This window comes from Nostoc sp. (genome assembly GCF_035638895.1).
Taxonomy (GTDB): domain Bacteria; phylum Cyanobacteriota; class Cyanobacteriia; order Cyanobacteriales; family Nostocaceae; genus Nostoc.
On the sequence record NZ_DASQZC010000394.1, the window covers coordinates 31685 to 55128 of the forward strand.

At 42.3% G+C, this 23444-nt stretch carries 24 protein-coding genes and 2 pseudogenes; 23 read left to right on the forward strand and 3 right to left on the reverse strand.

All coding sequences use genetic code 11. The annotated features are described in order from the left end of the window. The first annotated feature begins 488 nt into the window (after positions 1-488). Both VE944_RS19585 and VE944_RS19590 read left to right on the forward strand, forming a co-directional pair. Positions 489-1169, forward strand: a complete 681-nt coding sequence (locus VE944_RS19585; RefSeq protein WP_324980569.1) for a HEAT repeat domain-containing protein — start codon at positions 489-491, stop codon at positions 1167-1169. Between the two features lie 75 nt (positions 1170-1244). Beyond that, positions 1245-1811 (forward strand): phycobiliprotein lyase, encoded by a 567-nt coding sequence (locus VE944_RS19590; protein ID WP_324980572.1) that lies wholly within the window; start codon positions 1245-1247, stop codon positions 1809-1811. Positions 1812-2157: 346 nt separating this feature from the next. On the opposite strand, the gene VE944_RS19595 is transcribed toward VE944_RS19590, so the two are convergent. Further along, a complete protein-coding gene (locus VE944_RS19595; protein ID WP_324980621.1) occupies positions 2158-3684 on the reverse strand; it encodes a site-2 protease family protein in 1527 nt (508 codons plus the stop codon). A gap of 303 nt (positions 3685-3987) precedes the next feature. On the opposite strand from VE944_RS19595, the gene VE944_RS19600 reads away from it, so the two are divergent. After that, positions 3988-4719 carry an MBL fold metallo-hydrolase gene (locus VE944_RS19600; protein WP_324980575.1) on the forward strand — a complete coding sequence of 244 codons (732 nt, stop codon included), beginning with the start codon at positions 3988-3990 and terminating at the stop codon, positions 4717-4719. 57 nt (positions 4720-4776) lie between these two features. Then, positions 4777-5380 (forward strand): annotated as a pseudogene (locus VE944_RS19605) (histidine kinase dimerization/phospho-acceptor domain-containing protein); the annotation flags it as partial. 146 nt (positions 5381-5526) lie between these two features. Here the strand turns inward: VE944_RS19605 and ctpA are convergent. Further along, on the reverse strand, positions 5527-6771 hold the full coding sequence (gene ctpA, locus VE944_RS19610) for a carboxyl-terminal processing protease CtpA (RefSeq protein WP_324980578.1): 1245 nt from the start codon (positions 6769-6771) through the stop codon (positions 5527-5529). 527 nt (positions 6772-7298) lie between these two features. Here ctpA and petB point away from each other — a divergent pair. The 7 genes and pseudogenes from petB to VE944_RS19645 all read left to right on the forward strand — a co-directional run bounded on the left by petB (position 7299) and on the right by VE944_RS19645 (position 11966). Then, complete coding sequence (gene petB / locus VE944_RS19615; RefSeq protein WP_100900603.1) at positions 7299-7946, forward strand: cytochrome b6; 648 nt, start codon at positions 7299-7301, stop codon at positions 7944-7946. A 257-nt stretch (positions 7947-8203) separates the two neighbouring features. Beyond that, positions 8204-8686 carry a cytochrome b6-f complex subunit IV gene (gene petD / locus VE944_RS19620; RefSeq protein WP_229554036.1) on the forward strand — a complete coding sequence of 161 codons (483 nt, stop codon included), beginning with the start codon at positions 8204-8206 and terminating at the stop codon, positions 8684-8686. 358 nt (positions 8687-9044) lie between these two features. Beyond that, on the forward strand, positions 9045-9488 hold the full coding sequence (locus VE944_RS19625; RefSeq protein WP_324980583.1) for an ATP-binding protein: 444 nt from the start codon (positions 9045-9047) through the stop codon (positions 9486-9488). A gap of 357 nt (positions 9489-9845) precedes the next feature. Continuing rightward, positions 9846-9989 (forward strand): annotated as a pseudogene (locus VE944_RS19630) (GDP-mannose 4,6-dehydratase); the annotation flags it as partial. Positions 9990-10146: 157 nt separating this feature from the next. Next, positions 10147-11328: a glycosyltransferase gene (locus VE944_RS19635; protein ID WP_324980585.1), complete on the forward strand. Its 1182-nt coding sequence runs from the start codon at positions 10147-10149 to the stop codon at positions 11326-11328. 16 nt (positions 11329-11344) lie between these two features. Next, complete coding sequence (locus VE944_RS19640) at positions 11345-11503, forward strand: hypothetical protein (protein ID WP_414690141.1); 159 nt, start codon at positions 11345-11347, stop codon at positions 11501-11503. A 91-nt stretch (positions 11504-11594) separates the two neighbouring features. Continuing rightward, the gene (locus VE944_RS19645) at positions 11595-11966 is read left to right on the forward strand and encodes a hypothetical protein (RefSeq protein WP_324980587.1); all 372 of its coding nucleotides are present in this window, start codon (positions 11595-11597) and stop codon (positions 11964-11966) included. Positions 11967-11994: 28 nt separating this feature from the next. On the opposite strand, the gene VE944_RS19650 is transcribed toward VE944_RS19645, so the two are convergent. Then, the gene (locus VE944_RS19650; protein WP_324980590.1) at positions 11995-12435 is read right to left on the reverse strand and encodes a hypothetical protein; all 441 of its coding nucleotides are present in this window, start codon (positions 12433-12435) and stop codon (positions 11995-11997) included. 387 nt (positions 12436-12822) lie between these two features. Here VE944_RS19650 and VE944_RS19655 point away from each other — a divergent pair, with 387 nt between their 5' ends. From VE944_RS19655 to VE944_RS19710, 12 genes are all read left to right on the forward strand, one after another. Next, positions 12823-13164, forward strand: coding sequence for a hypothetical protein (locus VE944_RS19655; RefSeq protein WP_324980593.1), 342 nt, complete (start codon positions 12823-12825; stop codon positions 13162-13164). A gap of 179 nt (positions 13165-13343) precedes the next feature. Further along, a complete protein-coding gene (locus VE944_RS19660) occupies positions 13344-15500 on the forward strand; it encodes a pentapeptide repeat-containing protein (RefSeq protein WP_324980595.1) in 2157 nt (718 codons plus the stop codon). A 174-nt stretch (positions 15501-15674) separates the two neighbouring features. Next, positions 15675-16166: a hypothetical protein gene (locus tag VE944_RS19665; RefSeq protein ID WP_324980598.1), complete on the forward strand. Its 492-nt coding sequence runs from the start codon at positions 15675-15677 to the stop codon at positions 16164-16166. Positions 16167-16309: 143 nt separating this feature from the next. Beyond that, the gene (locus tag VE944_RS19670; RefSeq protein ID WP_324980624.1) at positions 16310-16522 is read left to right on the forward strand and encodes a hypothetical protein; all 213 of its coding nucleotides are present in this window, start codon (positions 16310-16312) and stop codon (positions 16520-16522) included. Between the two features lie 230 nt (positions 16523-16752). After that, complete coding sequence (locus VE944_RS19675; protein WP_324980601.1) at positions 16753-17991, forward strand: GNAT family N-acetyltransferase; 1239 nt, start codon at positions 16753-16755, stop codon at positions 17989-17991. A gap of 2 nt (positions 17992-17993) precedes the next feature. Next, entirely contained in the window at positions 17994-18470 is a 477-nt protein-coding gene (gene ruvX / locus VE944_RS19680; RefSeq protein ID WP_324980604.1) for a Holliday junction resolvase RuvX, read from the forward strand. 141 nt (positions 18471-18611) lie between these two features. Next, positions 18612-19184: a DUF3727 domain-containing protein gene (locus tag VE944_RS19685; protein ID WP_324980607.1), complete on the forward strand. Its 573-nt coding sequence runs from the start codon at positions 18612-18614 to the stop codon at positions 19182-19184. Between the two features lie 385 nt (positions 19185-19569). Continuing rightward, positions 19570-20196 carry a hypothetical protein gene (locus VE944_RS19690; RefSeq protein WP_324980609.1) on the forward strand — a complete coding sequence of 209 codons (627 nt, stop codon included), beginning with the start codon at positions 19570-19572 and terminating at the stop codon, positions 20194-20196. A 54-nt stretch (positions 20197-20250) separates the two neighbouring features. After that, entirely contained in the window at positions 20251-20790 is a 540-nt protein-coding gene (locus VE944_RS19695) for a YqeG family HAD IIIA-type phosphatase (RefSeq protein WP_324980612.1), read from the forward strand. Between the two features lie 257 nt (positions 20791-21047). Further along, the gene (gene proB, locus VE944_RS19700) at positions 21048-22157 is read left to right on the forward strand and encodes a glutamate 5-kinase (protein ID WP_324980615.1); all 1110 of its coding nucleotides are present in this window, start codon (positions 21048-21050) and stop codon (positions 22155-22157) included. 52 nt (positions 22158-22209) lie between these two features. Further along, a complete protein-coding gene (locus tag VE944_RS19705) occupies positions 22210-22797 on the forward strand; it encodes a Uma2 family endonuclease (protein WP_324980617.1) in 588 nt (195 codons plus the stop codon). A gap of 325 nt (positions 22798-23122) precedes the next feature. Then, positions 23123-23344, forward strand: coding sequence for a hypothetical protein (locus VE944_RS19710; RefSeq protein ID WP_324980619.1), 222 nt, complete (start codon positions 23123-23125; stop codon positions 23342-23344). Positions 23345-23444: the final 100 nt, after the last annotated feature.

The following is a 23444-nucleotide window of genomic DNA, read 5'->3' on the forward strand; positions in this document are numbered from 1 at the left end:
TCACAGTGATATCACTTTGGTTGAAATTGTAGATCCACCATAGCACAATGGTTTAGTAAAGTGGTTGAATTACTAAAAAATACTTACACAAGAAAAGCTACAAAGCTTATTGCATAACAACTACAGCGCTTTTTCACACAGCACTGGAAAGTCTGTTAGGTGGAAACGTCTACGAGAGTTCGAATCTCTCCCTCTCCGTTCTCAAACCTAGTCTAAATATATAGTTTGATCCAGATTTCTACAATTGGTCGGGTTCTGTAAAAAGCATAGTACTGCCAAATATATTCTCAGCATTTCGTGAAATCCCATTACATAGGATTAACGAAACCTATTAGCACCAGCACAATCTAGCAGCAATTAACATTTGTTTATTTTTCACTCATAATTGAGCCACTTTGTAAAGTCGCCAAACTCCTACTTCACTATGGTGACAGCCTGATGAACAGATCAGGTAAATTAAGATAAGTAAAGAAAACGCTTTGAACTAAATGGCAGCTCTAAGCTTACAAGAAATTTCTACTCAGTTAGAAAGTCCGAATTTACGCGATCGCATGGTAGCCCTAGCCAATCTGCGTCATGCGTCCCCTGAGGATGCAGTTCCTTTGATTAAAAAGGTACTAGATGACGAATCCTTGCAACTGCGATCAATGGCAATTTTTGCCCTTGGAATCAAGCCGACACCAGAATGTTATTCAATTTTGGTCAGAATTCTTGAAAATGACCCCGATTATGGAATACGCGCTGATGCTGCTGGTGCTTTAGGATATTTAGGTGATGCGAGAGCCTTTGAGGTACTTTCACGGGCATTTTATGAAGATACTGATTGGCTAGTACGCTTTAGTGCAGCCGTTTCTCTTGGTAACATTAAAGATCCTCGTGCCCATCAAATACTTATTCAAGCATTGGATAGCAAAGAAGTAGTGTTGCAACAAGCTGCAATCTCTGCACTAGGAGAAATTCAAGACATTGAGTCAGTCGATCAGATTCTGCGCTTTGCCCAATCAGATGATTGGTTAGTAAGACAGCGTTTGGCAGAAGCTTTGGGTAATCTTCCTACTCCTAAGAGTGTCTCAGCTTTAAAATACCTAGAAAAAGACAATCATTTCAACGTTGCTGAGGCAGCTAGGATTGGCCTCAAAAAGCTTGAGGAAATAGACAATCAAGCTTAATATAAAAGTTTCCTGCTAGCTTTTAATAATAATTAAGTGGGAATTTTAGCATTTTGATGCAGGGTAATTTTATTCATGAATATTGAAGAGTTTTTTCAGTTAAGTACTGGTAAATGGTTTTCTCATCGCACTAGTCAACATTTAGGTTTTAACCAATCTGAAGAGAGTAAGTCAGACATCATTATTGAGGCGCTGGCACTAAATGATCCACAAGTGATAAAACTGTGCCAACAGTACGAAATTAATCCTAGTTCCGCCTCTTGTGCTGCCAAAATTACCTGGAATGGCACAATGGAAAAAGATAAAACAAAACACAGTGGTTCAACTGTGTTAGTTTCTGTAACTGATGCAAATAATCCAGATGAAGGTAAGCTACTGCGGGAAGTGGTTGATGCCGATAAAACTCCAGTTGCCGGACACTATAAATTTGACAGTGATGGTGCTTTAATCCTAACTATAGAGGATGAAACCATGTCGTTAGAAGAGCGTCTGTGGTTTGCTAGCCCCAATTTACGAATGCGGGTAAATGTCCTCAAGACTTTTGATGGATTTAGTATCGCTTCCTTTACTTCTGAGATTCGCATGGGTGGTTTTCCACCAGCTGCGAAGGCTTCCGAAGCGGCTAATTCAGTATCGAGTTAGTTATGTAGGCTGTGTTATGCCGCTCTCTTACGCACCATCCTAAATTTTTACTACGTTTTTCAGTGCGTTAGGACTAATGTCCATAACGCACATTTTTATATTAGAAGAAATCCAAATAAAAAAATACCAAGCTGTGGTTGATTCCATAGTGGGGAAAAACTTATACCAATTCTCCAAAAGGAGGCAACAGATATAAATCACGAAAGTCTTACTGCATTTAAGTTTCTTAATTGCGTTAGCGGAGCGGGGCGTTAGCCCATTGCGAATTGCGTTAGCGCAGCGTTAGCGAGGAACGAGCGTCATTGCGAATTGGTATTAGATATATTTCTCTTGGCGTTGAAACTTTTTAAATTTGCAAAAAATTAGCGATCGCCTGCGGTAGTGGCAAAATAATTACAATCAGCAATGCCATTGCCAGTAATCCCCAAACGTCACGTTGGTTATCCAATTCAGTGACATCGTTTAGCGCAGGCTCATCAATCAATGGCATAAATAATAAGATAATTGCCCACACCAAAAATTCTTCTCTTACTAAAGCCAGTAATAGCAATAACACGCGAGCAATTTGACCAATTACCATCGCAGTTCGTTGTCCAAACATCGCATGGACAATATGACCTCCATCTAGCTGTCCCACAGGCATTAAATTTAAGGCTGTAACAATTAGTCCCAAAAAACCAGCTACTGCAACTGGATGCAAATCAAGGGCTGATTTTGCCGTTAACTGACTACCCAAGGCTAACTTCGAGAGTACCGCTACTAAAATGGAATATTTGGGATTAAGGGCATCAGGATTTAAAGGTTGGGTTTTTTCAGGGATGGAAACCACATCAGAATGAGCCAAGCCCCATATTAGTAATGGCACAGTCACCACAAAGCCTGCAATTGGCCCAGCGATACTAATGTCAAATAAAGCTTTGCGGTTGGGAATGGGACTACGCATCTGAATAAATGCACCAAAAGTTCCCAAGAAGAAGGGTATGGGAATAAAGTAAGGCAAAGTCGAGCGAATCTTGTAGAATTTAGCTGTTAAATAATGCCCAAGTTCGTGAATGCCCAAAATAGTCATTAACCCTAAAGCATAAGGCAATCCCTTGAATAGAACATCTGGGTTAGATAGAACTTTGAACAAAGAGCCAATTTGCCATATAGACGGAAGAGGAACACCAGCAATTTCCACTCCCACCAAGGTAGTAGTTACCAAAGTAGCTGCTAGCAGTAAAAGTGCTAGTCCTGGACGAGTTAAGCGTTCTTGTTCGCGTCGTGGTGTTGTATTATTTCTCTCTTTAGCAGCTTGAGTGTTGGGAACTAGCACAAAGAAAGGCTTGCTATCCATACCTTCTTGAAAGATCAGTAAGAAGCGATCGCCAAATTGTGCTTCAATATTAGTCTTAATCTGCTGGTAAGCGTTGCTAGCTTTAGTTCGCAACTGACCACGGCAAATCACGGCTTGTGGTCGATACTCAATATTTTGAACGTAGTATACAGACCAAGGAAAACAATTTCGTAGTTGAGTTTCTTCCGTTGGCTCAATGGGACGCACTATTGGTTCTGCAATAGGCTGAATAGTGGGCCGTGATTCTGAGGCTTGGGGTTGGGTTTGTGCCTGTGTATCTGTTGGCGATCGACGCCCCCATTGAAACAATGTCCAGTACAACACTGTGGAGACAAATATCGACCAAAGAATCAGCCCTGGCGGTGGAGGTTGTTTCGGCCCATATACCAGCGTCCATGCACTCAACAGTAATGCTGGTGCCATTAAAACCAGCCACAACAACCATACTGGCGTCCGGGTGATCTGAGCGACGCTGTGCTGCACCATTAGATAAGTAGCTAGCCCCAGTAGGAGGATAAATAGAAACCAAAATGCCATATTATCTTCAGTAATTTTGACAAAACGCGCCGCCAGTAGCTTCAGCACCATAGCATTAACTACAAGGCAGACCTCAAATCCCAATTTTTTTTCACAACGGTTAACAGGGAACTGGGTGTTGGGTACTGGGTACTGGGTATTGGGGAAGAAATTCTTTTAAAATTTGGTTGGCGTACCAATCTCCATTCAAATCTTCCCCAGTCCCCAGTCCCTAGTCCCTAATCCCCAATCCCCAGTTCAATCTTTAGAATTTCCACACTGTCACCAGATTGTCTACAACTCCTCAGTTTCGGCTCTTTTATCATGTGCCCTCTACCTCAAGTGCCAAGTCATACAACTAAGCCACCACGGGCTGTTTTTCCTAACGAAGTTCCTAGCGCAGGTTCTCTGCAATCGGACTTCGCACAAGAGAGCATTTTTGCTTTTCCACCCAATCGGGACACATTAGGGGGAACCTCTTATCTTATTGTAAGAAATGAAGGCAATATCCTGATAGACTGCCCTGCCCTAGACCAAACAAATCAAGATTTTTTGCGATCTTATGGAGGCGTGCGTTGGTTATTTATCACCCATCGAGGCGCGATTGGCAAGGCTGCTGAAATTCAGCAAACCTTTGGCTGCGAGGTGTTGATTCAAGAGCAAGAAGCTTATTTGTTACCAGGCTTAACCTTAACTACCTTTAGGCAGGAATTTACGCTTGATAGCGCAGCCCAAGCGATTTGGACACCAGGTCATTCTCCCGGTTCATCTTGCTTATACTACAGTGAACTTGGAGGTATATTGTTTTCTGGTCGTCATTTACTCCCTAATCAGCACGGTGAGCCAGTACCATTACGGACAGCTAAAACCTTTCACTGGCCCAGGCAAATCCAGAGTCTTCGATTCTTGTTAGAAAATTTTACACCAGAAACTCTTAGATACATTTGTCCCGGTGCTAATACAGGCTTTCTCAGGGGCAAGCGAGTTATCGATCAAGCTTATCAACACCTCGCCTCTCTGGATTTATCAGCTTTGCTGCGGATACAGCCTTTTTGAGGCATTGGGCATTGGGCATGGGGAGTTAAAACTTAAAAATTGACCTTCTGAGGCTTTTTACAACTCAATAGCGCCGCCAAACAATTAGAAACAGGGAATTGGAATACGATTCTACCGAGCAATCGCACCGATGAACTTAGAGAACTCTCCGCATCTTTTAATAGTATGGTCAAACAGTTGCAAAGCTCCTTTGCAACCTTAGAACAAAAGGTAGAAGAACGGACACTACAACTAGCAGAAGCAAAAGAGAAAGCCGATACTGCTAACCTTGCCAAGAGCGAGTTTCTGGCTAACATGAGCCATGAACTGCGAACACCACTCAATGGCATCCTGGGCTATGCCCAAATTCTCCAAAACGGCGAACCCTTAACAGAACGAGCTAAAAAAGGTATAGATATTATCTATCAGTCCGGCAATCATTTGCTCAATCTGATTAACGATATCCTTGACCTCGCCAAAATCGAAGCCCGTAAGTTGGAATTGTATCCTAGTGATGAAAACTCACAAACTAGAAACTGCAACCTATCGAATTCGCTTTGAGGTCGAAGATACAGGGGTTGGGATATCGCCAGGCGGACTCAAGAAAATCTTCCAACCCTTTGAACAGGTGGGTGATGTAAAGAAACAAGGAGAAGGTACTGGGCTAGGACTAGCAATCAGCTATGAGTCGCGATCGCCTGTCAAATTATGGCGTTGCTGAATTGCGGTATGAATCCCAATGTAGAGACGTTGCATTGCAACGTCTCTACAAGGATTTTGATATCATGCAGAATCATTTCCATACATGAAATCAGCAACACCAACTTTTTACACCTTCCCCGCCACAACCGAGTTTTTCTTCAAAAGTTCCATTGCTGCTTGATATTGCAAATCCGCTTCCGTGCCAATCTGGTCACGGTTAATTGGATCTTGGGAAATCACTTTATCTGGCTTAATACCTAGTTTGTTGATATCCCGGTGTTGAGGAGTTTCATATTTAGCAATTGTGACTGCCAAGCCCGAACCATCTGATAATTCAAATAAAGATTGAATTAAGCCCTTACCAAAGGTGGTTTCGCCTACCAACTGGGCGCGAGCATTATCTTGGAGGGCGCCAGCAAGAATTTCACTAGCACTGGCAGTTCCTTGATTCACCAAAATCACCAGAGGATCGGTCGTCAGGGGTGGCCCAAAGGCTTCAAAACTACCTTGAATACCTTGTCGGTTCACAGTGTAGACGATAGTACCAGAGTCTAACCACAGACGGGCGATTTCAATTCCTGATTGTAATAACCCCCCAGGATTATTTCGTAAATCTAGAATGTAGGCATCAGCGCCTTTTTTTTCTAGACTAGAAATAGCGTGTGCCAATTCCGTTGAGGCATTAGCATTGAATTGAGTAAGACGAAGGTAGCCAATGGGCGTACCCTCAGGAGAAACACGCAAATCTGAAACCACAGGGTTAAGAGCAATGCGATCGCGTGTCAGTCTAATTTCCGTTTCTGCCTCTCCGTCCCGTTCGATCACGAGAGTCACAAGGCTGCCACTGGGGCCCCGCATTTTAGTCGCAGCTTCATCTAGGGTAAGATTTCCTGTGGAAACGCCTTCAATTTTGAGAATGCGATCGCGTGGTCTAATTCCCGCTTTGTCTGCTGGTGAACCTGCTATGGGAGCCACTACTTCCAACTTGCCAGTCTCAGGATTTAGAGCAATTTGTAATCCGACTCCAGTCAGTTCGCCAGAAGTATTAACCTGTAAGCTGCGGTACTGTTCCGGATCTAAAAAGCGGGTAAAAGGATCGTCAAGGCTCTTAAGCATCTTCCCAATTGCCGCATAACTGGCATTTAAGTCTGTTAGTGGCTTCTCTAGAACCTTTTGCCGGACTGCTGCCCAGTTTTGATGATTAAACGTCTCATCGAGATAAGTGCGATTAACAATTCGCCAAACTTCCGAAACCAGCTTTTGTTCCGTCGTCAAAGCCATCGCCGGCTGGGTGAGCGTACCCAACGCCAACCAAAACGCCATTAACAATGAAAATCCAACCCGAAAGACTTGTTTGTTCATGAACCCCATTATCAATTCCACCTCAACCCAAATTGCCTAGAAATGCTCACTTGCTCTGTTGTTGATGAAATCTATCTCTCGATTATGTTACTTTTTTTATAGAAGTGGTGCATTCCTCTCATCAAGTTGTTCAGTCAACTGATGCGTTGTATCCACTCATCAAAGGATAAAATCTACTTTGTGTCCACCTTTTTCTGTGCAGGGGCGTAAAGAGATCGCAATATATTCCTTCTTTACAGAGTGTAAAGTTTCTGAAGACTCTTAGCACGCTGAAAGCTGACAAGCAAAGAAAACTCGCCTTTACTAAAATCCCAAAATTGCTAATTGGGAGAGAAGTCACAAACGGCGGCTTATGAGAAGTCCGTAGACAATTCTGCTGCTACCCTAGCCTGTGGCAACCCCTTTCCTTTATCGAACGGGAAAACCTAAAGGCAAACTTACAGGATGCCGAGGCTTGAGATCATCAGAATTTTGGTCGCCGATTTAGAACTTCGGGATTTATCAACCGCAACCGACTTTTAGGAACTTGAGATTGTATGGCCAACGTTTCCGACTGGTTTGAGGAACGCCTAGAGATTCAGGCACTCGCCGAAGACGTTACTAGTAAGTACGTCCCTCCCCACGTCAACATCTTCTACTGTTTGGGTGGAATTACCCTGGTTTGCTTTCTCATCCAGTTTGCCACTGGATTTGCGATGACGTTCTACTACAGACCAACAGTTACTGAAGCTTTCTCCTCTGTGGAGTACATCATGAATGAAGTCAGCTTCGGTTGGCTAATTCGCTCCATCCATCGCTGGTCTGCCAGCATGATGGTATTGATGATGATTTTGCACACCTTCCGGGTTTATCTGACTGGTGGTTTCAAAAAACCCCGCGAACTGACCTGGATAAGTGGTGTCATCCTAGCTGTCATCACAGTTTCCTTTGGAGTCACAGGCTATTCCTTACCTTGGGATCAAATTGGCTACTGGGCTGTGAAAATCGTTAGCGGCGTACCAGAAGCAATTCCCGTGGTTGGCGTTCTGATTTCCGACCTGCTACGCGGCGGTTCGAGTGTTGGTCAAGCAACACTAACTCGTTACTACAGCGCACACACCTTTGTATTGCCTTGGTTGATTGCAGTCTTCATGCTGTTTCACTTCTTGATGATCCGCAAACAAGGCATTTCCGGGCCTTTGTAATCTCAGCTATTATCTAAAGCCAAGATTTATCAGTTCCCAGATGAAGTTGTTTGTTTTAAACTTATGAAACACAAGAAATTAATTGTACATAAGTTTCAAAAAACAAACACTTGTATCTGAAGGCTAAAGCTGTAGAGACCCTCCAGGCGGCTGACCGGAAATAGATAAATACTGTTTGCCGCCTTCTAGGGTTGTCTAGTAGCTGATAGCTTTCACAAATGCTTTAATTTAAGTTAAGCAGGAGAGCACATTTCAATATGTCAACACAAAAAAAACCTGACCTGAGCGATCCTCAGTTAAGAGCCAAACTAGCTAAAGGCATGGGTCACAACTACTATGGTGAACCCGCTTGGCCTAATGACCTACTTTATGTCTTTCCAATCGTGATCATGGGTTCCTTCGCTGCGATTGTGGCTCTAGCTGTGCTAGATCCCGCTATGACCGGTGAACCAGCAAATCCTTTCGCCACACCATTGGAAATCTTGCCAGAGTGGTACTTGTATCCAGTCTTCCAGATTTTGCGATCGCTTCCTAACAAACTTTTAGGAGTGTTAGCAATGGGTTCCGTACCAGTGGGGTTAATCCTCGTTCCCTTTATTGAGAACGTTAACAAGTTCCAAAACCCCTTCCGTCGTCCAGTTGCAACTACAGTGTTCCTCTTTGGTACCCTTATCACCTTGTGGCTGGGTATTGGTGCTGCCTTGCCATTGGATAAATCTTTAACCTTGGGACTATTCTAAATTAGTCACCACAAAGTGCTTTGACGCCTGTGAGTTTCAAGAGCAGATGCAGATGTGCTTTTGAAAAAAATTTACAGGCGTCAATTTTAATAATTCAGATTGCATCTGGGATCTGAAGTTTTGGATGGAAAAGCTATTCCAAAAGTTAAAATCACCAAAAGTCATCAAATACAAACATTTTTAACTTACTTAACGTAAGTTGCTAGTTACAATTCTCGAAATGCCAAAATCGTTCATGTTTTGTCTTTTGGGACATAGAATATCTCAATTTAAATTTTTCTATATCAAAGAAATTTTGCGAATAGTGCAAAATTTAATAACTAGCAACTTGGGTTTACTTATATTTAAGTCACAGTTAATGTTTAGCATAGTGCAGCAAGACCATCTGACGGTTAAGAGCGAACTCAGTCTCCTAAACCAGGTACAAGAATGGTTTGAGCAATTTTGTCTGCAACATTTGTCTCAACTTGGCTGGTCAAAAACCCAACTTGATCGGCTAAATTTAGCACTAGCAGAAGGCTTTACTAACGCTGTTCGTCACGCTCATCATGCTTTACCCCCAGAAACAACCATTGAGATTAACATTTATCTATGGATTGACCGACTAGAGATCAGAATTTGGGATTATGGAAAACCTTTTAATCCTGATGCGATCGCAGAGCCAGAACCAGGTACGCTGCAAGTAGGCGGTTATGGATGGTTTCTGCTGCGGCGGTTGGCTGATCGTGTTGTATACGAACGTGGTGCAGATGGTAGAAATTGCCTCCTCATTGTCAAATACTCTCAAGAAACACAAAAGTAAAAGTGAAGCAGCCAAAGAAGAGGAAGGAGGCAGAAATAAATCTCATGTTAAAACAGAAGCATCGGCAAAAGGAGTCTTTAGTCAAATATGTAGTTATTTGATTGATAAAAGTATACTCTTTTCCAAGATTATCTAGATTGGGGTAGTATGTTTTTTACGTAAAATTGCTTATTTATTATATTTTTTTTGTAAAGCCTCAAAGAATATTGTATAAAAAAAATTAATGAATACAGTAAAGATAACATTCGAGTTACATTAGCTCCCTTGTTAATATTTGTCAGCAGTGTTAAGAGTCTTATTTTTGTTCTCCAACAAGTGCCATTTTGTGCTTAAAGAGATAGAGGAAATAGGGGAGATATGATTAAGACAGCCCTAATTACAGGAATAACTGGTCAAGATGGCTACTATCTCAGCCATTTGCTCCTCAACCGTGGTTATCGAGTTGTAGGATTAGTACCCCCACATCGACAACCTAATTTGACCAAACTGGGAACACTGGCAAAAGCTAAAATAAACCTTGGTTGGGAACCCCAAGTAAGCTTTGAGGAACTTTTAGAAAAAATGGTAAAAACAGATTTAGAGCGGTTAAAAAGCGGTGCGTAAAATGAAGTCCTTGCCGCAGGCATCGCACCCTTACCGCGAGTGTAAATAACCTAACATGCATATCACAACAGCGACAGAAAACCTCAAGCTAGGTGATAAAATTAACAAAAAAACTAATCATGTCTTCGTGTTTTTAGAAATTTTTGCCCACGAAGGCGGTATTCAATCATATATAAAAGATATTTTTCGCGCCTATCTGGGATTGAATCAAGTCTACAAAGCGGAAGTGTTTTTGCTGCGAGATAGTCCTGAGAGCTTAAATCCGTTTAAAGACAAAAACTTAAAATTTCATTACTTTAAAAATCAGTCTCCCTATTTGGGGAGATTGCAAATGGCAGCAGCTTTACTTAAGTGTCTATTGCAAAACCGTCCAGAACAAGTTTTCTGCGGTCATATTAACTTAGGAGTATTAGTACAAACTCTTTGCCAGCCCTTGGGGATTCCTTACACAGTCCTAACTTACGGCAAAGAAGTCTGGGAACCGCTCAAAAATAAAGAACGTCGCACCCTGACATCAGCAGCTGGAATTTGGACAATTAGTCGTTACAGCCGCGATCGCGCTTGTGCTGCTAATAGTCTAAACCCGAAAATTGTACAGATGATGCCTTGTGCAATTGATGGGGATAAATTTACTCCTGGTTCCAAGCAGGCAGAATTAGAAAAGAAGTATGGCTTAACTGGTGCTAAGGTGTTAATGACAGTAGCACGGTTATGGTCAGGGGATATTTACAAGGGTGTAGATGTAACGATTCGGGCATTACCACAAATCGCTCAAGTTTTCCCAGAAGTGAAATATTTAGTAATTGGTCGCGGTGATGACCAACCGCGATTAGCTAAACTGGCTGCATATTTAGGTGTGAGCGATCGCGTCGTATTTGCTGGTTTTGTTGCTACAGAAGAATTAATAGAACATTACCGCCTTGCTGATGCTTATATTATGCCTTCACAAGAAGGCTTTGGCATAGTTTATCTGGAAGCAATGGCTTGTGGAGTGCCTGTATTATCGGGTGACGACGATGGTTCAGCCGATCCTTTGCAAGATGGTAAACTGGGATGGCGAGTCCCACACCGCAGTCCTGATGCGGTAGCAGAGGCTTGTATAGAAATGCTTCAAGGAAATGACCAGCGATGTAATGGAGAGTGGCTACGAGAACAAGCGATCGCTCTGTTTGGCATAGATGCCTTTCAACAGCACTTGCAAAAAATTCTTCTATCCTCAGCAATGAAGTCCAAATGACCAATGACCAAGTGAATTGATTGATAGAGAACTATCCGAACGGGTACATAGATGTCTTGAGTGTGGCTATGAAACGAATCGAGATGTTGCAGCCGCGCAAGTGGTGTTGCGGCGCGGATATAGAGCGGTTGGGCAAATCGCAGTGAATTTTGGGGAGGGCAAGCTACATGAATAGTCCCAATGAACCAAGAATCCGCGCTCCTTCGGGACGGGGAGTTGTCAATAAAATCGCTATCCTAGAAGGAGAGCAGGACGAAATTTAAAAAATGAGCTTTAAATCATTTCAATTGAATCTTTTAAATCTCCGCCCTTGGCTTACCCTGCTGGCAGTTATTTGGTTGCTGGCATCATTGGGCTTGGGTTGGTTGGTTAATTCGTTGCTAATTATTGTCGGTTTGCTGTTTTTAGCACCCATTGTGGCTTTTTTTGGCTTTCGTTGGTGGCTGCAACGTAACTTGGTTGCTGACGAGTGTCCCGTTTGTCGATATGAATTTACAGGTTTAAATAACAGTCAGTTGCAGTGCCCTAACTGTGGAGAGTCACTGTTAGTACAAAACAGTCATTTTCAGCGTTTCACACCAGAAGGCACAATTGATGTCAAAGCTGTGGAAGTCCCAGCCAAATCACTGGAAGATTAGTCATTAGTCATTAGCAAAGGACAAATGACTATTTCTTTGTTTCTTGCGAGATTGAGAGGGTGTAGTTAAAGTTTGGCTTTCCTTGGGATTGTTCGCCCACAAACAGCGAGTATGTTCCTGCTTGCCAGAAACCAGAAAGTTCTGGCTTGCCTCCAGAATATTTATCTGCCATTACACAAAAACGCCCCCCAGGCCCATCGATCAATAGCGTTGGCTTTCCTTCACTCTCTACTGTTAATCGCAAATAAGGTAGTGATTCTGTAACCTGGATAACGTGATTAGGTTCAGTGGGAATATTGCCACAATTACTTTTGACAGTTCCCCCAGACTTTCCCTTCAAAATCAGTGGATCTGCTTCGAGATTCCGATTAATTTGGATTGTTGGTGTCTGTGCCAAATTAGTCTGGGCAAAAACCAAACTCATCGCCAAAGCTGTGGGAACAATTGTAAGTAGCCTAAGCGTTTTCATTTTAATTAATGCTCCAAATTTTTTTTAGAGCAATATTAGTTATAGCGTCTGATTTAATAGACGGCAGCAATCTATCTTGGTTCCAAAATCTGCCGTATAAAGTAATACCATTCATTTAAGGATTTTTTGTGAAGATACGATGGGTATAAAGACCATTAACTATGCAAATTATCTATGTGTGGTGGCGCTTTTACACCAAAATTTTCTACTCTAGATTTTACACTTCAATCCGTATTACGTTAATATTTCAAAAATCATCATAATTTTTACTGCCTAGAAAGGTATTGCATACACAGACATTAGCTAAAATCACTAAGACAACCACCAAAAATATAATTTGGTTGGTCTGTTGTGGAATAAGTGACCTAGCTGAGGTAGAAAAGATTGATGAATCCTCAAAGAGAAGAAGACTTGCAGCGTCGCCTCAATAAGCTAGAGGCAGAGATTAATTCTTCGCCGGAAGTGGTTCCCCAACCACAAGAGCAAAAACAGACTGAGGCATCTATTTTTGCCAAATTTAATTTGCAACTGGAGCGATTTCAGATTTGGTTCAACAGCCTATCTGGAACAAAAAAGCTGGTAGTTTCAGGTGTGACGGTGCTAGTAGGCTTGGCAATGCTGCAAGCAGTGTTTAAACTGGTTGCATCTGTAATTAGTTTGGCACTTTTGGCAGTGTTAGTGTATGTTGGATACAAAATTTTTGTGTCCAGTAGCTTTCAACGTAAGTAATAAGCTGATATGCATTTACTTTGCATACCTGTAGTTATGAAAGTCAGGAGCCATGATATAAAAGGCTCCTGACTTATGACTGCATTCTATTTCAATATGCTTTTCTTTTTGCCAATTAGCTTAGTCTATTTTAACTGTGCCGATCGCGGCGTATAAATAATGTCAAAGGAAATTATGCGATGACGACACCAATTGTCAAAAGAAGTAATCAATCTGGGCAGTCTAAACAACCAGAAAGAGCCAATTCGTTGCTACTAGCAAGCAGGCGGTTTGCTGCTTGGGCGGCTGAAATTACACTAGTGGTTACAAGTGGGTTGATTCCCTTCGGCATTGGTGTTTATGCCAATTCTAGAAGCGATTTTGACCGAGTGCCCCTTAACCCCGTGCTGGTAGTTACAGAAAGAGCGATCGCTAGACCCCTGGCTCTACCTGTTAGTTATGGCATCCGTAACGTGGCATGGCCGACTAATATTTTGTGGACAATCGCCCTGTTAGCACCTGTAACTCTCTCATGGTGGCAATTGTATTTACTGGCTAAGACTGGTAGCACAATTCCTAAACGTTGGTTAAAAGTGCGGGTTGTCAACGAGCAAGGAAGATCACCTGGTTTAGGGGCAGTCGTGATTAGAGAAGGAGTTGGGCGTTGGACTGTACCCGTTTCCATCGCCTATCTGCTGTGGCGCTACAGCTTTGCTTTTCCTAATTTAGGATTATTCACATTTTTATCTTTGTTAATGATTGTGGGTGAAGGGATAGGCTTACCGTCACGCCGGGGCCGTCGCGCATTGCACGATCAACTTGCAGGCACTTATACAATAGATGCGACTCGCCCCTTGCCATCCTCACTCTTAGCTAATAACAAACAAGCTCAGTCTGCTGATGGTAATGATGAAGCAGAAGAATGGCAGGAGGGAGAAGAATTAGCGGCAGCCCAAACTAATCAGTCGCCCAATATCTGGCGACGGATACAGCAAAATCCTAATCTGACTTTGTTTGGGGTAGGGCTTACAAGTATGACTGCTGTATTGGCAACTTTAATCGGTACTCAAGTTTATATCCAAATTCAACAATCCCAGCGAGCAACCGAGGAAATCAACAGGGAACAGTTCCTTGAACTTAGCAACCAATGGAATTCCAACTCTGGAGCGACTAATGAGCAACGCCAAAGTACAATTCTGGCTATGGGTGGCATTAATGACCCACAGTCCGCTAAATTTCTAGCGGATCTTTTGGTTAGCGAAACCAACCCCAGCCTTTTGGATACGATTCAACAAGCTTTAACAACTGTCGGCCCCAAAGCCATCCCGGAATTAAAAAATAAGAATCAGTTTTTGGTTAGCGAACTAGAGGCTGTGGGTAGTACTGCAACTCAAGAACGAGAATTACGGCAAGGGCGGTTACAAAGAAACCAGCGAACGCTTAACAAGATTCTCTCTGTTTATAGCGGTAAAATCGAGGGCGTTGACCTTAGTAGCACCCAATTAGGTCAAAGCGGGATTCCAGGAAGTTCCTTCTTCAACCTGGTACTAGACAACCTTGATTTGTCAGGAGTTAAGTTTAAATCTGCAAATCTTAACCAAGCCAGCTTTAAAGGTAGCCGCTTTCGAGATGTGGGTGAAGATGGACGTTGGGATACCTACGACGATGTAATGGCTGATTTAAGCCAAGCTCAGTTGCAGCAAGCCAATCTTACTGATGCTAATCTCAGTCGCGTCTTGATGAACCGTACCGATTTGAGCCGTGCTACTCTTAACAGAGCCAATTTATCCAACGCACGTCTATATGAGGCTAAACTCAACAGCGCCCAACTAGTAGGAGCCGATCTGCGAAACGCACTTTTGGAAAAAGCCAGCTTGACTGGAGCCGATTTAGGCGACGCTAAATTGAACGAAGCCAATCTGTACGCTGCCCGTTTAGGTCGCGCCACTGCCATCGGAACGCAATTATCCTTTGCCAATTTAACTAACACTGATTGGCAAGGGGCAGATTTATCAGGAGCCTATTTGGATCGTGCTAATCTCAGCAATGCTAACCTTCGCGCCACTCGTCTAGCTGGCGCTGTTTTGCGTTCTGCCCAGATGGAAAACGCTAACTTGCAAAATGCCGACCTGAGTCTTGCAGATTTACGGGGGGCAAATGTTGCTGGAGCAGATTTTAAGGGAGCAATTCTCGCCCCTAGTAAACAAGATCCAGCAGATCAATTTGTAGAAACCCCAGATTTAGGCTCAGTATCTGCCGTAGTCCAAGGGGTTGATTTTTCTAAAGCCAAAAATTTAGATCCCAAGCAAATAGCATACATTTGTACTCAAGGAGGCATTCATTCTAGTTGCCCGTAGAATGGGAAGGGGAGCAGAGGGGCAGGGGGCACGGAGCAGGGGGAGGGGAAAGGCAGAGGGAGCAGGGGGCGCAGGGGAAGATGAGGAAGACAAGGTGAATAACCAATACCTAATGCCCAATGCCCCATGCCCAATGACAAATGACAAATGACATATTGGTGTGAGGAATTGGTTATGAAATATATTCCATGTTTGGTTTCAGTTTTGGGGGCTGGCTTGGTTTTGAGTCTGGCAAGTGCTAAACCAGCACAAGCTCAAGTAGCATACGGCAGTTATATCGGTATAGGCCCCACTCTTGGTTTTACTGACGGTATCCAATTGGGGGGGGTTATAGCCGGCCGCTATAAGCTTTTGGAAGCACCGATTTCACTGCGTGCCCAAGTGTTAGTTGGTAATAATACGGCAATTGTACCAACGGTTTCTTACGATTTTCCCCTTAACTGGCAAGCTGATGCTTACCTGGGTGCTGGGTTAGTGTTGGCTGGTGGTGGTGGATCTTCTCCTGTAGGCGACAAAATTAGTTTTGCTTTACAACCGGGCATTGATTATATGATCCCAAATAGCAATACTGTGCTTTTTGGCAATGCCATCATTGCTTTTGATGCCTACCGTGATAGTGGTGGTACAGCTATCTCTGTACAAGGTGGTGTTGGTTTGAGATTTTAAGGGGCAAAGAAAACCCTACTGCGATCGCTATCCCTATCCCTAAGAAGCGTTAAACTTCATTGCAAATTAAGAAGTTAGTCAAAATAACGTGATACTTTTTGGTCATGAAGAGAGACAGCACAGGATTAACACAGGAGAACACAGTGGCAAGGGAATCAAATTTATTAACGAATGCAAGCGCAGATGAAATGAATCAAGATTTCAGTGAATACGTCGCCAACCTGCAACTTCACATGACTCTGCAAGCTCGCAATCTTGTTCCAACCCTGAAGCAAACACTGGTAGATAGTCGCCAGCAATTACTCCATCAAACCCAAGCCAACTTTGAAAAGCTAGTTTCTCGACAAGGGCTATAAAATATATACAAATTTTAATCAAAATTCCAATAAAATATAAGGCAGATGTTGTTGGGTTAATGCCAATGGTGTTCTCGCAAGGTCTGCTCTTTCTGCTTTTTTAAGTATTAAGTTATTAAAATCACCCTTTTGGCGCAATAGTAAGGGGCAAAAAGCAGTTAATGTTAATATTATTGCAGCAGTTCCTTTGAAGAGCAGTTAGTTAAGGCTAAATAGCGGCTCGAATAAAAATGACTTCATTACTTCCCAGAAACCTCAGCGTTGTTATCCGACCAGTCCAATACCGGGATTTGGACGGAATTGAGCGCATAACTCAAGAGTCATTCTCAGCCCTCACTCCCAAGGGAGCAGGTTTTGCCATCAGCCAGATGCTCATGCTGCGTCGCTGGTATGGATTACTCAAATTTTTGAGTTGGTTTCCTAACCCGCTACAGTATCGCCTCTGTGCCTACATAGCAGAGCAAGGACGGATCCTTTTAGGGATGATTCAAGTGTCACCCTTTAACCGGACACGCAGCACTTGGCGCATTGATCGAGTCCTATTAGAGCGTGGTGTCGATAAACAAGGAACTGGCTCACAACTTTTGCGTCATTGCTTTGAATCGATTCTGGAAGCTCGGACTTGGTTACTGGAAGTTAATATCAATGACATAGAGGCGCTGGCACTATATCGACAAAATGGATTCCAGCGTCTGGCAGAAATGACATACTGGGAAATTGGGCCAGAATTACTGGCTGAATTAGCGCAAGCAGAGCCAGACTTACCCAACCTTTTGCCAGTAAGTAATGCTGATGCCCAGTTGCTATATCAACTAGATACGGCATCGATGCCGCCTTTAGTCCGTCAGGTTTTTGACCGTAATACCCGCGACTTTAAAACCAGCTTGTTTAGTGCTTTAACTGATGCAGTAATGCAATGGGTGAGCAAAACAGAAGTAGTGAGTGGTTACGTATTTGAACCGCAACGCAAAGCTGCGATCGGCTATTTTCAGGTACAACTTGACCGTAAGGGTGAAGTTCCGCACGTTGCAACGCTGACAGTCCATCCTGCTTATACTTGGCTGTACCCAGAATTACTATCTCAACTGGCTCGTATTGCCCAAGATTTTCCTCAACAAGGGTTACAACTCGCCTCCTCAGACTATCAGGCAGAGCGAGAAGAATATTTGGAGCGAATTGGGGCAAAACGCGTAGAACATACATTAGTTATGTCTCGCTCTGTATGGCACAAGCTACGGGAGTCTAAATTCGTCTCCTTAGAAGGAATTCAGTGGACTGATATGCTGCAAGGTTTACAACCGGCACGTAAACCTATACCAGGTGGGATGTCATGGATACAACCAGGACAACTGCCATCGTCAGATAAACCACTGCAAAGCTTGTCAGAACCGATTAACTTTTCGGTAAAAAATCCTAGCATGGAAGCATCAGCGATTTCTGAATCAGCAGATGCACCCCAGGAGAATTAATTGTGATATCCCAACAGCAACCAAAACCTTTTATTTCAGCGTTAGGACTAGATTTTGGTCGCAAACGCATTGGTGTCGCTGGGTGCGATCGCACGGGTTTAATTGCCACCGGGATTACCACAATTGAGCGCACATCTTTTGAGCAGGATGTCGAACAAATTCGGCAAATAGTTAATGAACGCGAGGTGCAAATCCTGGTGATGGGCTTACCTTATTCAATGGATGGCTCACTAGGATTTCAAGCGCGTCAAGTTCAAAAATTTACTACAAGACTTGCTAAAGCACTGAAACTGCCTGTGGAATATATGGATGAGCGATTAACTTCATTTCAAGCAGAACAACTGCTGATAGCTGAGAACCGCTCCCCGTCACGCCATAAAGGTTTGATTGACCGCAAGGCAGCCGCTTTGATTTTACAACAATGGTTGGATGTTAAGCGTGCTACCTCCCACAGTTCAGTTGCGGCTATTGAATATTGATACCTTTTAACATGATATTCTGAAAACGATTAGCCAGCAGTTGCATCTACGTATAAAGTTATTTAGTTGACATAAGATGTCATTAAATAGTTAAGCGATTTTAAAACTTGTTGGTATTTATTAAATTTCTACATTTCGGCTATGTTTTCCCCTCCATTTCCTGAAGAAAATGATAACGCTCATGCGGGTTCCATCACTTTAACCGATGACAAAGGGCGATCGCTCGAATGTTACATAGAGCATTCCCTCGAAGTCGATGAGCAAGAATACGTTTTACTCCTTCCTGTAGACTCACCTGTAGAAATTTTTTCTTGGGAAGGTGACGGTGAGGAAGAAGAAGCGGTTCTGGTAGAAGATGACAGCATTATTGAGCAAATTTTTGCCACTGCCCAAGCTGTACTATCTGAGCAGAACCTGATATTGAAGAATACAGCTTATGCTCTGACTGTTGCAGGTGATTTACCGCCCGTTGAAGAATCAGAACTCTTCACCTTAGAAATCGAGGACGAAGAAGCGGATTTAGATCCAGAGCAATTACAGCTACTCGCTAGCTTCTATGATGAAGATCAGGAGTATGCAATTTATACACCCCTCGATCCCCTGTTGTTTTTTGCACGAATAACAAAAACAGGTGAACCTGAATTACTTTCTCCAGAGGAGTTTCGCAAAGTGCAACCTCTGTTAGAAGAACATCTTTTTAATGAAGTGGAATAAGATTAAAAATTCAAAATGTAATATTTTCATTTTGAATTTTTTAATTGAAAGTTTTCATTGTAATCAAAATCTAGCTAAACCTTTTACCATGTCTCATGAAATGTGGAAACAGTGAAATATTGACATTAAACTGGGACAATTATAGCAGTTCTCGGTTGAATGAGGTACAAGAACCCCACCCCCAACCCCCTCCCCGCAAGCGAGGAGGGGGCTATGATGTATCTTGTATGATTAAGAAAGGCTATAGTATTGTTTAAAATCCCGAAAAAAGCATTTTAGTTGGTAAAGATTTTCAATTCCATTATCCGTCTTGAAAAGTTTGCTACCGAGGGAAACCCTCCTTACAACTTTCCGCAAAATCCAAAATTGGGATGAGGTGCTGAAAATGGCTTATAGCGACTTTACACTAAGTAAATTTAAAAAGTCATTCAGCATCCACATTGATGAAGAAACTGATTTATGTGCCGACATAGAACCTTTACAGCCAAGCGAGAAACTCATAAATTCTTTAGAAGAAACGGCAGAACTGGCTTTAGCAATTAATACTGAAAAAGCTCGTTCAGAAATGATTATCACTCCAATTTTGTTGGAGGTAAGACGCAGGGCTAATTATCCAATTAGTTTGTTTTCGGGAACAGATTTTAATGTAGATGCCGAAAAAGGTCTAAATGGCTATTGTGATTTTATTATCAGCCGTGCTAAAGAGCAATTAACAATTAATGTGCCTGTGGTGGTTATTATTGAAGCGAAAAATGAAAATATTAAAGGTGGATTAGGTCAATGTGGGGCGACAATGTTGGCAGCACAATTGTTTAATCAACGAGAAGGAAATGATATTAGGAAAATTTATGGCGCGGTAACAACGGGGGATATTTGGAAGTTTTTGAAGTTAGAAGAAAACGATATATTTATTGATTTGAATAATTATTACATTAAAGAGATCGATAAGATTTTAGGGATTTTATCTCAAAGTGTTCAGGGAGAGATACCAGAATCGAGTTCGACTAACTAAACTATATTGGGTTATGCTCATTTGTCTAGAGCTACTTAAATTTGACTGTTGACTATGGCCTGGAACAATTTTTTACAGCCTGACTTGATTTTAGAAGGTTCAGTGTTGAACCTAACACCAGATATTATCCAAAAATACGGGCTTAAAGGGCTGGTATTGGATGTAGATGAAACTTTAGTACCCTTTAGAGTAGGGCTGGCTTCCCCAGAACTACAAGATTGGGTAAAGCAAATTCGCACCTGTACTGCATTGTGTTTAGTGAGTAACAACCTGAGTGAAGCGCGAATTGGTGGAATTGCGCGATCGCTCAACCTACCTTACTACTTAGGTGCAGCCAAGCCCTCCCGACGCAAAATTAGAGCAGCACTTAGGGGAATGGATCTACCAGTTCATCAAGTGGGGATGGTAGGCGATCGCTTATTTACGGATGTCATTGCAGGTAATCGCTTGGGGATGTTTACCATTCTAGTTGAACCGATTGTCCATGCAGACACAGCCCTGCGTTCTCATCCTGTCCGCAACTTTGAAGTTTGGATATCTGAAATACTGGGAGCTTCTATTACCCCCAAGAAAAGCAAGATTCACAAAACTTGACAAATCATCAGGAAAGTAAATCTAAAGAAATGGTTAAAGAATCTTACTGGAATCCAAAAATCGGGGATCATAAGTATTAATAACATAGGGTCAGCCAAAAAAGACCCTACAGCATACAAAATAAATATAAACCCGTAAAGCGTCAGCCTTCACTATAGAGGGATTGGCGCTTTACAAATTTAGTTAGGAGTTAGAAGTTATGAGTTATGAATTAAATTCAGCTCCTAACTCCTCACTCTTAACTCCTCACTTTTTAGATGTCATTAACAATTGTTGTCAAAATCGGCACTTCGAGCCTAACCCAACCAGAAACGGGACAATTAGCACTTTCTACCATTGCTACCTTGGCGGAAACACTCTGTTATTTAAGACGCCAAGGACACCGAGTGATTTTGGTTTCTTCTGGGGCTGTGGGAGTGGGTTGTGCGCGGTTGGGCTTAACTGAACGTCCCAAAGCGATCGCACTAAAACAGGCTGTAGCAGCAGTTGGACAAGGCAGGTTAATTCGGATATATGATGATTTATTTACTACCTTGCAACAGGCGATCGCTCAAGTATTACTCACTCGCAGCGACTTAGTACAGCGCAGCCGCTATCTCAACGCCTACAACACTTTTCAGGAACTATTAGCGCTGGGAGTGATCCCTATAGTCAATGAAAATGATACCGTAGCCATAGACGAACTGAAATTTGGTGATAATGACACCCTTTCGGCATTAGTCGCCAGCCTAGTAGAAGCAGATTGGCTATTTTTGCTTACCGATGTCGATAGATTGTACTCAGCCGATCCGCGTTCCGTACCAGATGCGCGGCCGATCGCTTTAGTGAGTAGCATTAAGGAATTAGCTCAATTACAAATACAAACAGGTTCTCAAGGTTCTCAGTGGGGTACTGGCGGTATGGTGACAAAAATTTCGGCTGCGAGAATTGCGATCGCTGCTGGAGTTCGTACCGTAATTACCCAAGGGCGATTTCCCCAGAATATCGAAAAAATTATCCAAGGTGAACTGATTGGGACGCATTTTGAACCGCAACCTGAACCAACTTCGGCGCGTAAACGTTGGATAGCTTATGGACTTTTACCTGCGGGTAAATTGTATTTAGATGAAGGTGCGATCGCGGCAATTTCTCTAGCAGGAAAATCCTTATTAGCAGCTGGAATTAAGTTAGTAGAAGGAGAGTTTCGCACACAGGACGCAGTGCAATTGTGTGATACCAACGGTAACGAAATTGCTAGAGGACTTGTAAATTACAACAGCGATGAATTGCAAAAGATTCGCGGCTGTCATTCGCGGGAGATTTCCGCAATTTTAGGCTATGCGGGTGTGGAAACCGTGATTCATCGGGATAATTTGGTTTTGATTTAGGATGGAAATAAGATAAATTTCATGAGTACTAACTGCGAGAGTAAAAAATATTATGACTCAAATGTTAGAAAATGCTGTTAACTTCCCAGAAGAACAACACTTCTTCAAACGTGGATTAAGTTGGGAACAGTTTAAAGCGATTCAAGCTAGCTTTGAAAATGTAGCAGGAGTGCGGTTGTTTTATTGTGAGGGAATCTTAGAAATTGTGAGTATTGGCAAGCCTCATGAGGCAATTAAGTGTTTGACTGGTTTGCTCTTGGGGCAGTATTTCTTGGAACAGGGCATTGAATTTTTCCCCACTGGGAGTTTTAGCCAGGTTATTCCTGAGATAGTGGAATATCAAGCAGATTTATCTTATTGCTTTGGAACGGACAAACCTGTACCAGACTTGTGCATTGAAGTAGTGATTACTAGCGGTAGTCCCATAAAGTTACAGAAGTACAAATTAATGGGAGTCCCGGAAGTTTGGTTTTGGGAAGATGGCACAATTGAAGTTTACTGCTTACGAGAACAAGAATATGAGAAAGTTGTTAAAAGTGAGCTATTACCAGAATTAGATTTATCCCTGCTCAATCGTTGTATTTTGTTGTCGTCTCCCTTGGAAGCGCTTAGAGAGTTTCGCCAGGGTATTCAACAGTAATAGTAGGCTTAAATAAAAGAAAATATTTGAATATCGCTAAAAATGTTAATTTTGACTGTGAGACTCATAATTAAAGAAAACAATAATCAAATCAGGTCATATAGCAATCCGATTTGATTTCTGAATCACTCGTAAAGGTAAGGGACTGGGGATTGGGGACTGGTGACTGGGAAGAAGGAATAAAGGTGTACTGAGTTTTGTTCAAAAATCAAATATGAGTCCTATAGTTTTTTATCTTTATATAATACGTGGTTTATTTCTCAAGAAAGATGTTTGCAAGCAAAATAAATTCAACACTAAAGAAGACTGTATAATTTAACAACTCATGACTTCCGACCAAGCCAATCCACTTATCGATTTCTCTCACGCCAAAGAACCTCCTCTCTCTCTTGATATCGATAAAGGTCAAGAGGCAGATCCCATTGAACCTGAAGAAGTTACTGGAGAGAGTAAGCTAAACCCTACTCCTGATGATTTCAATAGCGGAGATGAAGATCCAAGAATCGGGGGTAGTCAAATATTTAGTGGCAATATTTCAGCTGGTTAAATATTGCAATCACTAACTTACTCATCTCTATCTGAGTTAAGTACTCTGTCAATAAACTGTTGTAATCGTTCATAATGTGAACCTTTCCAATAAATGCGAT

Coding starts and splice junctions, on each gene's coding strand:
- VE944_RS19585 (WP_324980569.1), top strand. CDS start 489: ATGGCAGCTCTAAGCTTACAAGAAATTTCTACTCAGTTAGAAAGTCCG.
- VE944_RS19590 (WP_324980572.1), top strand. CDS start 1,245: ATGAATATTGAAGAGTTTTTTCAGTTAAGTACTGGTAAATGGTTTTCT.
- VE944_RS19595 (WP_324980621.1), bottom strand. CDS start 3,684: ATGGCATTTTGGTTTCTATTTATCCTCCTACTGGGGCTAGCTACTTAT.
- VE944_RS19600 (WP_324980575.1), top strand. CDS start 3,988: ATGTGCCCTCTACCTCAAGTGCCAAGTCATACAACTAAGCCACCACGG.
- ctpA (WP_324980578.1), bottom strand. CDS start 6,771: ATGGGGTTCATGAACAAACAAGTCTTTCGGGTTGGATTTTCATTGTTA.
- petB (WP_100900603.1), top strand. CDS start 7,299: ATGGCCAACGTTTCCGACTGGTTTGAGGAACGCCTAGAGATTCAGGCA.
- petD (WP_229554036.1), top strand. CDS start 8,204: ATGTCAACACAAAAAAAACCTGACCTGAGCGATCCTCAGTTAAGAGCC.
- VE944_RS19625 (WP_324980583.1), top strand. CDS start 9,045: ATGTTTAGCATAGTGCAGCAAGACCATCTGACGGTTAAGAGCGAACTC.
- VE944_RS19635 (WP_324980585.1), top strand. CDS start 10,147: ATGCATATCACAACAGCGACAGAAAACCTCAAGCTAGGTGATAAAATT.
- VE944_RS19645 (WP_324980587.1), top strand. CDS start 11,595: ATGAGCTTTAAATCATTTCAATTGAATCTTTTAAATCTCCGCCCTTGG.
- VE944_RS19650 (WP_324980590.1), bottom strand. CDS start 12,435: ATGAAAACGCTTAGGCTACTTACAATTGTTCCCACAGCTTTGGCGATG.
- VE944_RS19655 (WP_324980593.1), top strand. CDS start 12,823: ATGAATCCTCAAAGAGAAGAAGACTTGCAGCGTCGCCTCAATAAGCTA.
- VE944_RS19660 (WP_324980595.1), top strand. CDS start 13,344: ATGACGACACCAATTGTCAAAAGAAGTAATCAATCTGGGCAGTCTAAA.
- VE944_RS19665 (WP_324980598.1), top strand. CDS start 15,675: ATGAAATATATTCCATGTTTGGTTTCAGTTTTGGGGGCTGGCTTGGTT.
- VE944_RS19675 (WP_324980601.1), top strand. CDS start 16,753: ATGACTTCATTACTTCCCAGAAACCTCAGCGTTGTTATCCGACCAGTC.
- VE944_RS19685 (WP_324980607.1), top strand. CDS start 18,612: ATGTTTTCCCCTCCATTTCCTGAAGAAAATGATAACGCTCATGCGGGT.
- VE944_RS19690 (WP_324980609.1), top strand. CDS start 19,570: ATGGCTTATAGCGACTTTACACTAAGTAAATTTAAAAAGTCATTCAGC.
- VE944_RS19695 (WP_324980612.1), top strand. CDS start 20,251: ATGGCCTGGAACAATTTTTTACAGCCTGACTTGATTTTAGAAGGTTCA.
- proB (WP_324980615.1), top strand. CDS start 21,048: ATGTCATTAACAATTGTTGTCAAAATCGGCACTTCGAGCCTAACCCAA.
- VE944_RS19705 (WP_324980617.1), top strand. CDS start 22,210: ATGACTCAAATGTTAGAAAATGCTGTTAACTTCCCAGAAGAACAACAC.
- VE944_RS19710 (WP_324980619.1), top strand. CDS start 23,123: ATGACTTCCGACCAAGCCAATCCACTTATCGATTTCTCTCACGCCAAA.